The sequence below is a fragment of the Aeromonas sp. QDB17 genome (assembly GCF_027705305.1).
GTDB classification, from domain to species: Bacteria; Pseudomonadota; Gammaproteobacteria; order Enterobacterales; family Aeromonadaceae; genus Aeromonas; species Aeromonas caviae.
Genome location: NZ_JAPDBP010000025.1, coordinates 26,875 through 40,410, shown reverse-complemented (window position 1 = coordinate 40,410; position 13,536 = coordinate 26,875). Strand labels below are relative to the sequence as shown.

Below are 13,536 nucleotides of genomic sequence, written 5' to 3'. Positions count from 1 at the left end.
GGTGTGGCTGGATTTGGCCGATCAGGCCTACCTCGACCTTCATCCCAACACGCTCAAGCTGCGCTGCGGGCTCTGAACCCCCTGTGCAGGCCCCGGCGGATGACCGGGGCCTCTTCCCAACGTCTGATGGACTCTCTCATGTCTGATGAATCACAAGCAGCCGCGCCTTTCCCCGACGAGGGCGTCTACCCCATTCGCGAGGTCTCCCGCCTCACCGGCGTCAACGCCGTCACCCTGCGCGCCTGGCAGCGCCGCTACGGGCTGGTGCAACCGGCCCGAACCGAGAAGGGCCATCGCCTCTACAGCGAGCAGGATATCCGCCAGATAGGCGAGATCCTGAGCTGGCTGGAGCGGGGGGTGAGCATAGGTCAGGTGAAGGGGCTGCTGAGCGAGCCCCAGAGTGCGCCGGTGAGCGATCACTGGCAGCAGACCCTGGAGCAATTCAGCCAGGCGCTGCTCGCCTTCAACCAGCGCAAGGCGGAGGCCGAGCTTGGCGATCTGCTGGCGAGCTACCCCTTCGAGCTGGTGCGCAGCCGGGTGCTGCAGCCCCTGGTGGAGCGGCTGCTGGGGCTGTGGCGCGAGCGCCCCGATGGCGAGCTGCTGCAACAGGTGTGGCTCGGCTGGCTGCATACCCGCTTCGCCCGCCACCTCATCGAGCAGGAGAAGGGCGTCCCCGTCACCCTGGCAAGCTGGGGGCAGGTGGGGCCGCTGGATCTGGTCTGGGCTGCGTATGAGCTCATCGGTCAGGGTTATGAGGTGCAACTGCTGGGGGCGGTGGAGCCCCGCCATGCCACCCTGCTGGAGGGGCGCGCCACTCCCCCCTGGCTGATCCTGCTGGGGGCCGGGCTCGGCAAGCAGGACCAGGCCGCCGAATGGCCTGCGGGCACCCGCTTCTTTGGCGAGCTGGGACGCCTCTACGATGAGCCGTGGCGGCGTGCCCGCAACTGGCACGCCACCCTGGCAGAGGTCAGTGCGACGCCCCGCACTGCCAAGGCGAAGGGCAAGGGCGGGAGAACACCGTCATGAGGCTGGTCTGGTTTCGCAACGATCTGCGTCTGGCCGACAACCCGGCCCTGCGCCACGCCTGCGCCGGAGATGAACCGGTCGCCGCACTCTTCATCGTCTCGCCGACCCAGTGGCAGGCGCACAAGCTGGCCCCGGTCCGCCAGCGCTTCATGCTGGCACAGGTGGATGCCATGGGCCGCGAGCTGGCGGCCCTCGGCATTCCGCTTCATCTGCTGCGGGTCGAGACCTTTGCCGAGGTGCCGACGGCGCTGACGGCGCTCTGCCGGGAGCTCGGGGTGAGCCAGCTCTACGCCAACCAGGCCATCGAGATCGACGAGCTGCGCCGCGACCACGCCGTCAGCGCCGCGCTGGGGGAGCAGGGCCTGACCAGCCACTGGTTCAACGGCTGCTGCGTGCTGCCGCCCGGTCGGGTACTGACCGGGTCGGGGGAGATGTTCAAGGTCTTTACCCCCTTCAGCCGTGCCTGGCTCAAGGCTCTCGAGGAGGATGGTTTCGTCATTCACCGTGCCCCCGCACCACGCGGCGAGCCGTTGCCGTGGCTGCCCCTGGCCGAGCGGGAGTGGGTGGACGACGGGCTGGGGGATCTGACGCCGGACACCCGCTGGCCGGTGGGGGAGGCCGAGGCGAGCCGCCGATTGCACGCTTTTCTGGATCAGGCGGTGCTCGATTACGGCGAGACCCGGGACTTTCCGGCGCTGGCGGGCACCTCCGTGCTCTCCCCCTATCTGGCGGCGGGCATCATCAGTGCCCGCCAGTGCGTGGGGGCGCTGCAGCAGCGTCTCGGCTACCGGCCCCTGTCGAAGGCCCAACCCGGTTTTGTCTGGCTCAACGAGCTCATCTGGCGCGAGTTCTACCGACACTTGCTGGTGCAGATCCCGAGCCTCTCCATGAACCGCCCCTTCAAGCCGGAGACGGCGGCCCTGCCGTGGAGCTGGGATCCGGATGCCTTCGCCGCCTGGTGCGAGGGGCGCACCGGCTACCCCGTGGTCGATGCGGCCATGCGCTGCCTCAACGCCACGGGCTGGATGCACAACCGGCTGCGGATGATAGTGGCGAGCTTCCTCACCAAGGATCTCCATATCCACTGGCGGCTTGGGGAGGACTACTTCATGAGTCGGCTCATCGACGGGGATCTGGCGGCCAACAATGGCGGCTGGCAGTGGGCGGCGGGGACAGGGGCCGATGCAGCGCCCTATTTCCGGGTCTTCAACCCCACCACCCAGGGGCAACGGTTTGATCCACAAGGGGAGTTCATTCGTACCTGGGTCACTGAGCTGGCGGATGTGCCTGCTGCCTATCTCCACGAGCCCCACGACTGGTTGCGGCTCAAGGGGCGGCAGGATTATCCGGCCCCCATGGTGGATCATGCCGTTGCACGGGTGAGGGCCATCGAGATGTTCCGCGAACTGGAGAAAAACTAGCATGAATGACGCGCTGGCCCGCTTTGTCATCCTCTATCTGCAACTGGACAAGCATCAGTTGCACCGCTTGCCGGAGGTCTATGCCGATGAGGTGCTCTTCATCGATCCTGCGCACCGGATAGAGGGGCTGGCTGCGCTCACCCGCTACTTTTCCTCCCTTTATGAGCGCCTTGCCCAGTGCAGTTTCGAGATAACGAGTCAGCAGCAGTCGGGCAACGAAGCCTGGCTCGCCTGGGTCATGACCTTCTCCCACCCCAGGATTGCCGGTGGTCGGGCCGTCAGGGTGGAGGGGGCCACCCGGCTGACGTTCGACTCCTGGGGCAAGGTGTGCCTGCACCGGGACTACTTCGATCTCGGGGCCATGCTCTACGAGCAGTTGCCACTGCTGGGGCCCGTGGTACGGGCCATCAAGGGGAGGCTGGGGACATGAGCGGCCGGGTACTGATCACCGGGGCCACCTCGGGCATCGGCCGCCAGCTGGCGCTGGATTATCGGCGCGCCGGCTGGCAGGTGTGGGGTTGTGGCCGGGACGAGGTGCGCTTGCAGGCACTGGCCGACCTGGGGATCACCCCTTTGCGATTCGATGCGCGCGACAGCGCCGCCATGGCCGGGGTGGCCGCGAGCCTGCCCGCCCTCGACCTGCTCATTCTCAATGCGGGCAACTGCGAGTACATGGATCCGGCAGAAGGCTTTGACGGCGTCCTGTTTGCCCGGGTCATCGAGACCAACCTCATCGCCACCGGCAACGCCCTGGCCGCCTTGCTGCCACGGCTGGGGGCGGGTGGACGGCTTGCCATCGTCAGCTCCTCGGTGAGCTGGCTGCCCCTGCCACGGGCGGAGGCCTATGGCGCCTCCAAGGCGGCCCTCGATTATCTGGCGAATACGTTGCGCCTGGATCTGGCCAGCAAGGGCATCGGGGTGACCCTGATCCGCCCGGGCTTCGTGCAGACGCCGCTCACCGACAAGAATGATTTTCCCATGCCCTGCCTGGTGACGGTGGAAGAGGCTTCCCGCGCCATCATGACGGGGCTTGCCGCCGGTCGCCACCAGATCCACTTTCCCCGTCGCTTCATCTGGCTGCTGCGCCTGCTCGGCGCTCTGCCGACGGGGCTCTGGCTGCGCCTTGGCCGCACACTCGTTTCGAAAGGACGCTCTTCATGAAGAAAAAGATCGCCATCGTCGGCTCCGGTATCTCCGGTCTCACAGCCGGTTTTCTGCTCCACAAGCTGCATGACATCACCCTGTTCGAGGCGGCGCCGACCCTGGGAGGCCACACCGCCACCGTGGAGGTGGAACAGGCTGGGCGCCACTATGCCATCGACACCGGCTTCATCGTCTTCAATGACCGCACCTATCCCAACTTCCTCAAATTGCTGGAGCGCATCGGGGTGGGGCGCCAACCCGCCGAGATGAGCTTCTCGGTCAAGAGTCCCGAGGGGATGGAGTACAACGGCCACAACCTCGATACCCTGTTCGCCCGGCGCCGCAATCTGCTGAGCCCGCGCTTCTATCGCTTCGTCGCCGAGATCCTGCGCTTCAACCGGGAGGCGCGGGCCTGGCTGGCCGCGCATCGCCAGCGGGAGCTGACCCCCGAGCTGACCCTGGGGGACTTCCTGCAGGCGGGGAAATTCAGCGACTATTTCGCCCGCCACTACATCCTGCCCATGGGGGCGGCCATCTGGTCCTCCACCCTGGCGGACATGCGTGCCTTCCCCTTGAGCTTCTTTCTGCGGTTTTTCGCCAACCACGGGCTGCTGGAGGTGGCGAACCGCCCCCAGTGGTATGTGATCCCGGGTGGCTCGCGAGAGTACATAGGGCCGCTCACGGCGGGCTGGCAGTCGCGCATCCGCCTCGCTACCCCGGTGGAGGCGGTGCGCCGGGTGGCGGATGGCGTCGTGGTCACCAGCCAGGGGCAGGAGGCCCATTTTGACGAGGTGATCTTCGCCTGTCACAGCGATCAGGCCCTGGCCCTGCTGGCGGATGCGAGCGACGGAGAGAGGGCCATCCTCGGGAACATGCCCTATCAGGCCAACGACGTCTGGCTGCACACCGACGCCTCCTGCCTGCCGATGCGCCGCAAGGCGTGGGCGAGCTGGAACTACCAGCTCGGTGAGGATGACGGGGCGCGCCCCCTGGTGAGCTACAACATGAACATCCTGCAGGGGGTGAGCTCCCCAGCGCCCTTCTGCGTCAGCCTCAATCCCCGTGGACGGGTGGACGAGAGCAAGGTGTTGCGCCGTTTCGTCTATCATCATCCGGTATTCAATCAGGGCTCCATCGCCGCCCAGCAGCGACGGGGCGAGATCTGTGGCCATCAGCGCACCCACTTCTGCGGGGCTTACTGGTACAACGGTTTTCACGAGGACGGGGTGCGCAGCGCCCTGGACGTGGCCAGACGCTTCGGGGCCGAGCTATGAGCGGCGCCGCGGCCTTGACGCAAGGGGACGAGGGAATGGGGGAGGGGATCAGCGCCATCTGGCAAGGTTCGGTGCGCCATCGCCGCTTCGCGCCGCGTCCCCACGCCTTTTCCTACAGCCTCTTCATGCTGGGGCTGGAGCTGGACGAACTGCCCGGGCTTGAGCAGGGGCGCTGGTTTGCCGTGGAGCGGGCCGGACTGCTCTCGTTTCGCCGCGAGGACTATCTGCGGGGCAGCGAAGGGCCCCTCAAGCAGGCGGTCTGGGACAAGGTGGCGGCCCTTGGGGGGGATGCGGAGCCCGGCGGGCGGGTGCTGCTCCTTGGCAACGTGCGCTGCCTCGGGTTTTATTTCAGCCCGGTCAATTTCTACTTCTGCGATCGGGCGGGGGAGACCCGCTACCTGCTGGCGGAGGTCTCCAATACCCCCTGGAACGAGCGCCACTACTACCTGCTGGATCTGGCGGCGCTCTCCCCCCATGACAAGGATTTTCATGTCTCCCCCTTCATGGGACTGGGGATGCGCTACCACTGGCGCATCCGGGCGCCGAAAGAGGAGGCGCTGATCCATATCGAGAGCCACCCCGTATCCGGTGAGAGCAAGCTGTTTGACGCCACCCTGGCCCTGCGCCGCGCGCCGCTGTCGCGCAAGGGGCTGGCGGCGCTGCTGGTTCGCTGGCCCTGGATGACCCTGAAGGTGCTGCTCGGGATCTACTGGCAGGCCCTGCGCCTTTTTATCAAACGCACCCCCGTCTTCACCCATCCGGAGAGCCGCCCATGACGCTGACACACCCGTTTAATTCCGCTTCCTGGTGTTGTCAGCAGCCCATGGTGCGGGTTCATCCCAACCGAACGACCCCACTCTTGACCCATTCGGAGAGCCGCTAATGGAACTTGCTCAATCAACCCTCTCTGCCTCTTTCATCGACAAGGGGGCCAAGCAACTGCTGCTCAAATTGCTGGCGCGCCTTGAGCAGGGCCAGCTGGTGCTCCACGACGGCAGCGAGTGCCACCGTTTCGGCAAGGCGGGCAGCGACCTGCATGCCGAGCTGGTGGTGCAGGATCCGGCGTTTTATCGCCGCCTGCTGCTGGGGGGCAGCATCGCCGCAGGAGAGACCTGGGTGGAGGGTCTCTGGACCAGCCCGGAGCCGGTGGCACTGGTGCGCTTGCTGGCCCGCAATCTGCTGTTGCTCGACGCCCTGGAACGGCGCCTCGGCTGGCTCAGTTTCCCGTTCAACAAGGTGCGCCACTGGTTCAATCGCAATACCCTGACCGGTTCGCGCGCCAACATCGCCGCCCACTATGACCTTGGCAACACCCTCTATCAGGGCTTTCTCGACGATCACATGCAGTATTCGAGCGCCATCTATCCCCACCCGGATGCCACCCTGGAGGAGGGGCAGCAGGCCAAGCTGCGCACCATCTGTGAGCGGCTTGAGCTTGGGCCGGACGACCACCTGCTGGAGATAGGCACCGGCTGGGGCGGTCTTGCCGTCTATGCGGCCCGTCACTACGGCTGCCGGGTCACCACCACTACCATCTCCCGGGCCCAGCACGACTATGCCAAGGCGTGGATCGAGCGGGAGGGGCTGGGGGATCGCATCACCTTGCTGCTGGAGGATTACCGCAAGCTGGAGGGACGCTATGACAAGCTGGTCTCCATCGAGATGATCGAGGCGGTGGGGCACGCCTTCCTGCCCGACTATTTCCGCCAGTTGTCGCGCCTGCTCAAGCCCGGCGGACGCCTGCTGATCCAGGCCATCACCATCGCCGAACAGCGTCACGCCCAGTATCTGCGCGGGGTGGACTTCATCCAGCGCTACATCTTCCCGGGAGGCTGCCTGCCCTGCGTCTCCCAGATGGCGGGTCTGCTGGCACGGGAGACCGACATGCAGCTGGTACGGCTGCACGATCACGGCCACCACTATGCCCGTACCCTGGCCCACTGGTGCGAACGCTTCCTGGCGCTGGCCCCGGAGCTGCCCAAGCTCGGTTACAGCCAGGATTTCATCCGGCTCTGGCACTTCTACTTCGCCTACTGTGAAGGGGGATTCTGGGAGCGGGCCATCAGCCTGGTGCAACTGGAGGCTGCCAAGCCGGGGCCCCATGGCTGGTCCGGGGACTTGCCGGCAAGCGGTCGCTGATCATGTGGCAGTGGGCCCACCTGCTGGGATTCAACCTCTACTGGTTGCTGGCGGTGACATGGCAGCAACCGGGCCCGCTGCTCGGGATGCTGCTGCTCCATTTCATCTTCTCCCCCCGCCGCGGGCAGGACTGGCGCCTCATCCCGGTCGCCCTGGCAGGCTGCCTGCTCGACATCCTGCTCTGGCGCCTCGGCCTGTTTCACTTTCCGTCCGGTTTTCCGCTCTGGCTGTTGCTGCTCTGGTGCGGTTTCTCCCTGACCCTCTCCCACGGCCTTCGCTGGCTTCGCCCCTTGCCGCGCTGGCAACAGGGGCTGTTCGGCATGGTGGGGGGCGCCTCCTCCTATATGGCGGGGGCCGCCATGGGGGCAGTAAACTTACCCTGGGGCATCTGGACAAGCGCAGTGCTGCTGGCGGTGATCTGGATGTGGTGGTTACCCGTACTCCTGTGGGTAACGGTCAAGCTGGAGGGTGAGACGAGATGAACACCTTTTCGACCGACACCTTGTTGTTTTCCAAGTGGACCAGGGATGGCCAGTGCGAGCTGGCCGAGCGTTTCTACCTGGTGGTGGCCTGCCAGCGCGATGCCCAGGGGCATCTGGCGAGCGTGGTGATGCAGGATATCAACACCCTGCAGGAACAGGAGATGGACTGGCATGAACTGGAGGATCCCGCCCGTTGGCACATGGGGTGGAACTAGCCTGCTGCTGGCGGCCTTGAGCCTGCCACTGTTTGCGACCGCCCAGAGCGTTGCCGCCCCCTGGCAGGGGCTGCGCACCGTGGGACAGGGGGAGATGCGCTGGCTCTGGTTCAAGCTCTATGACGCCACCCTCTACAGCGAGAGCGGCCGCTATCAGCCGGGGCGCTACCCGCAGGCCCTCAGCATTACCTACGCGAGGGCCATCGAGCGCCAGGATTTGCTGGAGGCGACCGCCGCCGAGTGGCAGCGGCTCGGCCTTGGCAGCGAGAGTGAGCGCCAACACTGGCTGGCTCGACTGGCCACGCTCTGGCCGGATGTCGCCCCCGGCGACAAGCTGGTTTTTTATGTGGACGAGCAAGGCACGGGCCACTTCTGGTTGCGAGATCGCCTCCTTGGCTCTCTCGATGATCCCGCCTTCGCCCCCGCGTTTCTTGCTATCTGGCTGACTGACGACAGCCGGGATCCCGCTCTGACCCGCCGCCTGCGCGGCCAATCCTGATGGAGTATTCCATGAAGTTCTCTTCCTGGTGGCGTCTTGCCTGGTTGCTGCCCCTGCTGTGGCTCTCTGGTTGCGGCGCGGGTCTTGACGATTATCGCGGCTCCCGGCCGGGTTGGGATCTCGCCCGTTTCTTCAATGGCAAGCTGGTGGCCCATGGCCTGGTGACGGACCGCAGCGGCGAAGTGACCAGTCGCTTTCGGGTCGAGATGCAGGGGCACTGGCGAGAGGGCAAGGGGGAGCTGTTCGAGCAGTTCTACTTCGATGATGGCCGTCGGCAGACCCGCACCTGGTTCTTGAGCAAGGGGGCGGATGACCACTGGCGCGGCACGGCTTCAGACGTGGTGGGGGAGGCGGTAGGCAAGACAGCGGGCTTTGCCCTCAACTGGCGTTATCAACTCGATCTGGCTCTGCCGGATGAGAGCGTGGTGAGGGTGAGCTTTGATGACTGGATGTATCTGCTGGACGACGATCGCCTGATCAACCGCGCGAAGATCAGCAAGTTCGGCATTCATCTCGGCGAGGTGATCCTCTATATCGAACGGCTTGAGCAATGAAAGCCGGTGCATTTTTTGCCGACAATAGCTATTGGCTATGGATCGGCAAGGCACAGACGATTGTCCTTTGAGTCTGCTTCTGGATAAGCTGACTCCGTTCCCGATAATGCTTACCACCTGGAGGTGAATCATGAAGAGCCCCATTGGTCTTGATACCGTTCAATCACAAGCCCTGGCCGCCGAGCTCAACAAGCTGCTGGCCAGCTACCAGATCCTCTACATGAACGTCCGTGGCTTCCACTGGAACATCCGCGGCAACCAGTTCTTCGAGCTGCACCTGAAATTCGAAGAGATCTACAACGACCTGCTGCTGAAAGTCGATGCCCTGGCCGAACGCATTCTGACCCTGGATGGGGTGCCCCTGCACAGCTTCAGCGACTACATCCAGGTGTCCGCCATCCCCGAGCAGAAGGGGCTGCATGACGGTCGTGCCTGCGTGGAATCCCTGCTAGCGAGCTTCCGCGAACTGCTGGTTGCCCAGCGCCGCATCCTGGGTCAGGCCGCCGATGCCGGTGATGAAGGGACTGCGTCCATCCTCTCCGACTATGTGCAGCAGCAGGAGAAACTGGTCTGGATGCTGCGCGCCTATCTGGCCTGATGAACCTGGGGCCGGCTGCCCATGCCCCGGCCCGTATCATTGCCCCTGTTGTTGCAAACCCGAGTTGTCTCTCCTTGATTTCCCACCCGCTTGCCGCCCGATTTGGGCGGCTTTTTTCTATTTGATCTGCATCAATGAAATGTTAATTGGTAAATTGAATGCCTATTAAGTTTTCCAGGAGGGGAATAGAATCGCCACAAAACAGATAACTGAAATGTCCAATTAGGAGAGACATGATGTTTTGTGTGCAATGTGAACAGACTATTCGTACCCCGGCAGGCAACGGCTGCGCCTATGCACAAGGCATGTGCGGCAAGACGGCTGAAACTTCTGATCTGCAGGATGTGCTGATCTATACCCTGCAAGGGCTCAGCGCCTGGGCCCTGGCGGCCCGCGAGCACGGCATCGTCGACAGCGAAATAGACGCTTTCGTGCCCAAGGCGTTCTTTGCCACCCTCACCAACGTCAACTTCGACTCCGCTCGCATCGTCGCCTACGTCAACCAGGCGCTGGCCTATCGCCAGCAACTGGCCGCCAAGCTGGCACCGCTGGCGGTGCAGGCCGACACGCTGCCCGCCGCGGCCAGCTTCGAACCGGGTGCCGATCTGCTGGCCCAGCTTGCCCAGGCGCCGCAGACCGCGGTCAACCGGGGCAAGAACGAGGTCAACGAAGACATCATGGGGCTGCGCCTGCTCTGCCTCTACGGCCTCAAGGGCGCCGCCGCCTACATGGAACACGCCCGGGTGCTGGATCAGCAGGATGCCGGGGTCGCCGCCGAATTCCATCGCATCATGAGCTGGCTCGGCACGGATCCCTGCGATCTGGATCTCCTGTTCAAGTGCGCCATGGATATTGGCCTGCTGAACTTCAAGATCATGGAGATGCTGGATCTCGGTGAAACCACCGCCTTCGGCCACCCCGAGCCGACCCAGGTACGCGTCACTCCGGTACCGGGCAAGTGCATCCTGGTCTCCGGCCACGACATGGTGGATCTCAAGCTCATCCTGGAGCAGACCAGGGGCACTGGCATCAACGTCTACACCCACGGCGAGATGCTGCCGGCCCTGGCCTACCCCTTCTTCAAGCAGTACCCGCACCTGGTGGGTAACTATGGCTCCGCCTGGCAGAACCAGCAGAAGGAGTTTGCCAACTTCCCGGGCGCCGTGGTGATGACCTCCAACTGCATCATCGACCCGAACGTGGGCAACTACTCGGATCGCATCTTCACCCGCTCTATCGTCGGCTGGCCCGGTGTGACCCACCTGGAAGGGGAAGATTTCTCCGCCGTTATCGCCAAGGCGCAAGCGCTGGAAGGCTTCAAGCACGTTGAGCTCGAGCACTTCATCACCATCGGTTTTGCCCGCAACGCCCTGATGCAGGCCGCTCCTGCGGTGATCGACAAGGTCAAGGCTGGCGAAATCAGCCACTTCTTCCTGGTGGGGGGATGTGACGGTGACCGTGCCGAGCGCGCCTACTACACCGAGTTTGCCAAGGCGATCCCGCAGGACAGCCTGCTGCTGACCCTGGGCTGCGGCAAGTACAAGTTCAACAAGCTCGATTTCGGCGACATCGGCGGTATTCCGCGCCTGCTGGACGTGGGTCAGTGCAATGATGCCTACTCCGCCATCCAGCTGGCCCTGGCGCTCGCCGACGCGTTCGAGTGCGGCGTCAACGATCTGCCCCTGACCCTGGTGCTCTCCTGGTTCGAGCAAAAAGCCATCGTCATTTTGCTCACCCTGCTGGCGCTCGGCGTGAAGGACATCCGCACCGGCCCGACCGCCCCGGCCTTCCTCACCCCGGCCCTGCTCAAGGTGCTGGAGGAGCAGTTCGGCCTGAAAGGAACCACCACGGCAGACGCGGATCTCGCCGAGATCCTGGCGGCCTGAGCAAAGATACAGCCTTACACGCTCAGCATGTTGTAAGCCTTTGGCGAGCCTGATGGCTCGCCTTTTTTTAACGCTATTTCCGAGCAAGAGGAGCCTTGCGATGACCTCCACTTCTTTGAGCCTGCGCTGTATAGCCCGCCGGGCAGAGACCCACGACGTGGCGAGCTGGCAATTTGAACCCCTGGCTGGCGACCTGCCCTCCGTGCTGGCCGGCCAGTGCGTCACCCTGCACACGATGATTGACGGCAAGCCTCACTGCCGCGCCTACACCCTCTCCTCCAGCCCGCAGGATCCTTTCTGGCAGGTCACCATCAAGGATGTGGGGCTGGTCTCTCACCATCTGCACCAGAGCCTGCAAGTGGGGGACGAGATCCGGGTAGACGGCCCCATCGGCGATTTCCACCTGACCGCGTTCCCCTGCGAGCGGCCGCTGCTGCTCAGCGCCGGCTCCGGCATCACCCCCATGTGGGCCATGCTGCGGGACGAGCTGGCCAAACGGCCGGATGCAGACATTCGCTTTATTCACAGCGCCAGAACCCCCGGGGATGTGATCTTCGCGAGGGAACTGGCTTCACTGGCCGAGGCTCATGCCGGTGTGCGCCATGCTTTAGTGCTGGAGAAAGTTGGGGAAGAGGCGCCAACGGCTCATCCCTGGGTTGGCCGGCTCACACCGGGGATGCTCAAGGAATTGGCGCCGGATCTCTTGAGCCGCCATGTCTATCTGTGCGGGCCAGCCCCCTATATGGCGGTGGTGAGCGAGATGCTGGCCGGGCTCGGGCTGCCCCCCGAGCAGTTGCATCAGGAGTCGTTCGGCCTGCCTGGGGTGGCCTCAAGCGCGGCGCCAGTTGCGGCCGATAGCGACCACTTCTGGCTGACCCTCAAAAAGAGCGGCAAGAAAGTGAAGATACTGCCTGGCCAGACCCTGCTGGCGGCACTGGAGGGGGCGGGGGAGACCATGATGGCCGCTTGCCGCGCCGGGGTGTGCGGCGCTTGTCGCTGCACCACGGAAGGCGAAATCAAGCGCCAGAGCGTGATGACCCTGAGCGCGCAGGACCTCGAGAACGGGGTGGCGCTGGCCTGTTCCTGCACCGCCAGAGGGGATGTGAGCCTGGAGTATTGACGGGCGTCATTGGTATCCCGAGCTTTTCCCGGGCGGGTCGTGCGGGTAGACTCAACCCCAGTTTCAGCAAAGTACGGGATAAAAAATGACAATTCTGGTGACGGGGGGAGCCGGTTACATCGGTTCCCACACCCTGGTCGAGCTGCTTGGTACCGGGCAGCAGGTCGTAGTACTGGACAACCTCTCCAACGCTTCCCCCGAGTCTCTCAAGCGGGTCGAGCGGATCACCGGCAAGCCGGTCACCTTCGTGGAAGGGGACATTCTGGACAGAGCCTGCCTGCAACGGCTGTTTGCCGAACACAGGATAGCATCCGTGATCCACTTCGCCGGCCTCAAGGCGGTGGGGGAATCCGGCCAGATCCCGCTCACCTACTATCAGAACAACGTGACCGGCACCCTGGTGCTGTGCGAAGAGATGGCCAGGGCCGGCGTGTTCCGGCTGGTGTTCAGCTCCTCGGCCACCGTCTATGGGGATCCGGCCTCGGTACCCCTGCGGGAAGATTTCCCCACCAGCGCCACCAACCCCTATGGCCGCTCCAAGCTGATGGTCGAAGAGATCCTGCGTGACCTCTCCAAATCCGATCCCCGCTGGGCCATCGTGCTGCTACGCTACTTCAACCCGGTGGGGGCTCACGAGAGCGGCCTCATCGGTGAAGATCCCAACGGCATCCCCAACAACCTGCTGCCTTACATCAGTCAGGTCGGCGTGGGCAAGCTCAAGGAGCTGGGGGTCTTTGGCAACGACTACCCGACCCCGGACGGCACTGGGGTGCGCGACTATATCCACGTGGTGGATCTCGCCATCGGTCACCTCAAAGCGTTGGCCCGCATCAAGAGTGATACCGGCGTCTTCACCTATAACCTCGGCACCGGTCAGGGCTATTCCGTGCTGGAGATGGTCAAGGCGTTCGAGGCAGCCAGTGGCCGTGCCATTCCCTACCAGATCAAGCCCCGTCGCCCCGGTGACATCGCCGAGTGCTGGGCTGAACCGGCTCTGGCCCGTGACGAGCTGGGCTGGCAGGCTGAGCGGGGTCTGGAGCAGATGATGATCGATACTTGGCGCTGGCAAAGCCAGAACCCGAACGGTTATGGCCCTGCTGCGAAGCCGTGATCACTGGTCATGGGCTGCTCGGGAACCTCATTTATTCATATAGACTCGGGTCCCAGCGCTGCTCTTCG

General features: G+C 64.2%; 15 protein-coding genes. All 15 read left to right on the top strand.

Going from position 1 to position 13,536, the window contains the following annotated elements:
* The first annotated feature begins 138 nt into the window (after nt 1-138).
* The 15 genes from OKC41_RS18000 to galE all read left to right on the top strand — a co-directional run bounded on the left by OKC41_RS18000 (nt 139) and on the right by galE (nt 13,468).
* Nucleotides 139-1,026: a MerR family transcriptional regulator gene (locus OKC41_RS18000; protein WP_270672244.1), complete on the top strand. Its 888-nt coding sequence runs from the start codon at nt 139-141 to the stop codon at nt 1,024-1,026.
* Nucleotides 1,023-2,447 (top strand): deoxyribodipyrimidine photo-lyase, encoded by a 1,425-nt coding sequence (gene phrB, locus OKC41_RS17995; protein WP_270672243.1) that lies wholly within the window; start codon nt 1,023-1,025, stop codon nt 2,445-2,447. Before OKC41_RS18000 ends, phrB begins: the two co-directional genes overlap by 4 nt.
* A 1-nt stretch (nt 2,448) precedes the next feature.
* The gene (locus OKC41_RS17990) at nt 2,449-2,877 is read left to right on the top strand and encodes a nuclear transport factor 2 family protein (RefSeq protein ID WP_010673320.1); all 429 of its coding nucleotides are present in this window, start codon (nt 2,449-2,451) and stop codon (nt 2,875-2,877) included.
* Nucleotides 2,874-3,608: an SDR family NAD(P)-dependent oxidoreductase gene (locus OKC41_RS17985; protein ID WP_270672242.1), complete on the top strand. Its 735-nt coding sequence runs from the start codon at nt 2,874-2,876 to the stop codon at nt 3,606-3,608. Before OKC41_RS17990 ends, OKC41_RS17985 begins: the two co-directional genes overlap by 4 nt.
* A complete protein-coding gene (locus OKC41_RS17980) occupies nt 3,605-4,864 on the top strand; it encodes an NAD(P)/FAD-dependent oxidoreductase (protein ID WP_041214656.1) in 1,260 nt (419 codons plus the stop codon). Before OKC41_RS17985 ends, OKC41_RS17980 begins: the two co-directional genes overlap by 4 nt.
* Entirely contained in the window at nt 4,861-5,640 is a 780-nt protein-coding gene (locus OKC41_RS17975) for a DUF1365 domain-containing protein (protein WP_270672241.1), read from the top strand. Before OKC41_RS17980 ends, OKC41_RS17975 begins: the two co-directional genes overlap by 4 nt.
* 106 nt (nt 5,641-5,746) lie before the next feature.
* Nucleotides 5,747-7,003 (top strand): cyclopropane-fatty-acyl-phospholipid synthase, encoded by a 1,257-nt coding sequence (locus tag OKC41_RS17970; protein WP_270672240.1) that lies wholly within the window; start codon nt 5,747-5,749, stop codon nt 7,001-7,003.
* Nucleotides 7,004-7,005: 2 nt separating this feature from the next.
* Nucleotides 7,006-7,485, top strand: coding sequence for a DUF2878 domain-containing protein (locus tag OKC41_RS17965; RefSeq protein ID WP_270672239.1), 480 nt, complete (start codon nt 7,006-7,008; stop codon nt 7,483-7,485).
* Nucleotides 7,482-7,700 carry a TIGR02450 family Trp-rich protein gene (locus OKC41_RS17960; RefSeq protein ID WP_010673326.1) on the top strand — a complete coding sequence of 73 codons (219 nt, stop codon included), beginning with the start codon at nt 7,482-7,484 and terminating at the stop codon, nt 7,698-7,700. Before OKC41_RS17965 ends, OKC41_RS17960 begins: the two co-directional genes overlap by 4 nt.
* Nucleotides 7,657-8,199, top strand: coding sequence for a chalcone isomerase family protein (locus tag OKC41_RS17955; RefSeq protein WP_270672238.1), 543 nt, complete (start codon nt 7,657-7,659; stop codon nt 8,197-8,199). Before OKC41_RS17960 ends, OKC41_RS17955 begins: the two co-directional genes overlap by 44 nt.
* 11 nt (nt 8,200-8,210) lie before the next feature.
* Nucleotides 8,211-8,753, top strand: coding sequence for a DUF3833 domain-containing protein (locus tag OKC41_RS17950; protein WP_270672237.1), 543 nt, complete (start codon nt 8,211-8,213; stop codon nt 8,751-8,753).
* Between the two features lie 130 nt (nt 8,754-8,883).
* Nucleotides 8,884-9,351, top strand: a complete 468-nt coding sequence (locus OKC41_RS17945) for a Dps family protein (protein ID WP_010673329.1) — start codon at nt 8,884-8,886, stop codon at nt 9,349-9,351.
* Between the two features lie 236 nt (nt 9,352-9,587).
* Nucleotides 9,588-11,237 carry a hydroxylamine reductase gene (gene hcp, locus OKC41_RS17940; protein WP_270672236.1) on the top strand — a complete coding sequence of 550 codons (1,650 nt, stop codon included), beginning with the start codon at nt 9,588-9,590 and terminating at the stop codon, nt 11,235-11,237.
* A gap of 100 nt (nt 11,238-11,337) precedes the next feature.
* Nucleotides 11,338-12,357 (top strand): hybrid-cluster NAD(P)-dependent oxidoreductase, encoded by a 1,020-nt coding sequence (locus tag OKC41_RS17935; protein ID WP_270672235.1) that lies wholly within the window; start codon nt 11,338-11,340, stop codon nt 12,355-12,357.
* An 85-nt stretch (nt 12,358-12,442) separates the two neighbouring features.
* The gene (galE, locus tag OKC41_RS17930; RefSeq protein WP_039041346.1) at nt 12,443-13,468 is read left to right on the top strand and encodes a UDP-glucose 4-epimerase GalE; all 1,026 of its coding nucleotides are present in this window, start codon (nt 12,443-12,445) and stop codon (nt 13,466-13,468) included.
* Nucleotides 13,469-13,536: the final 68 nt, after the last annotated feature.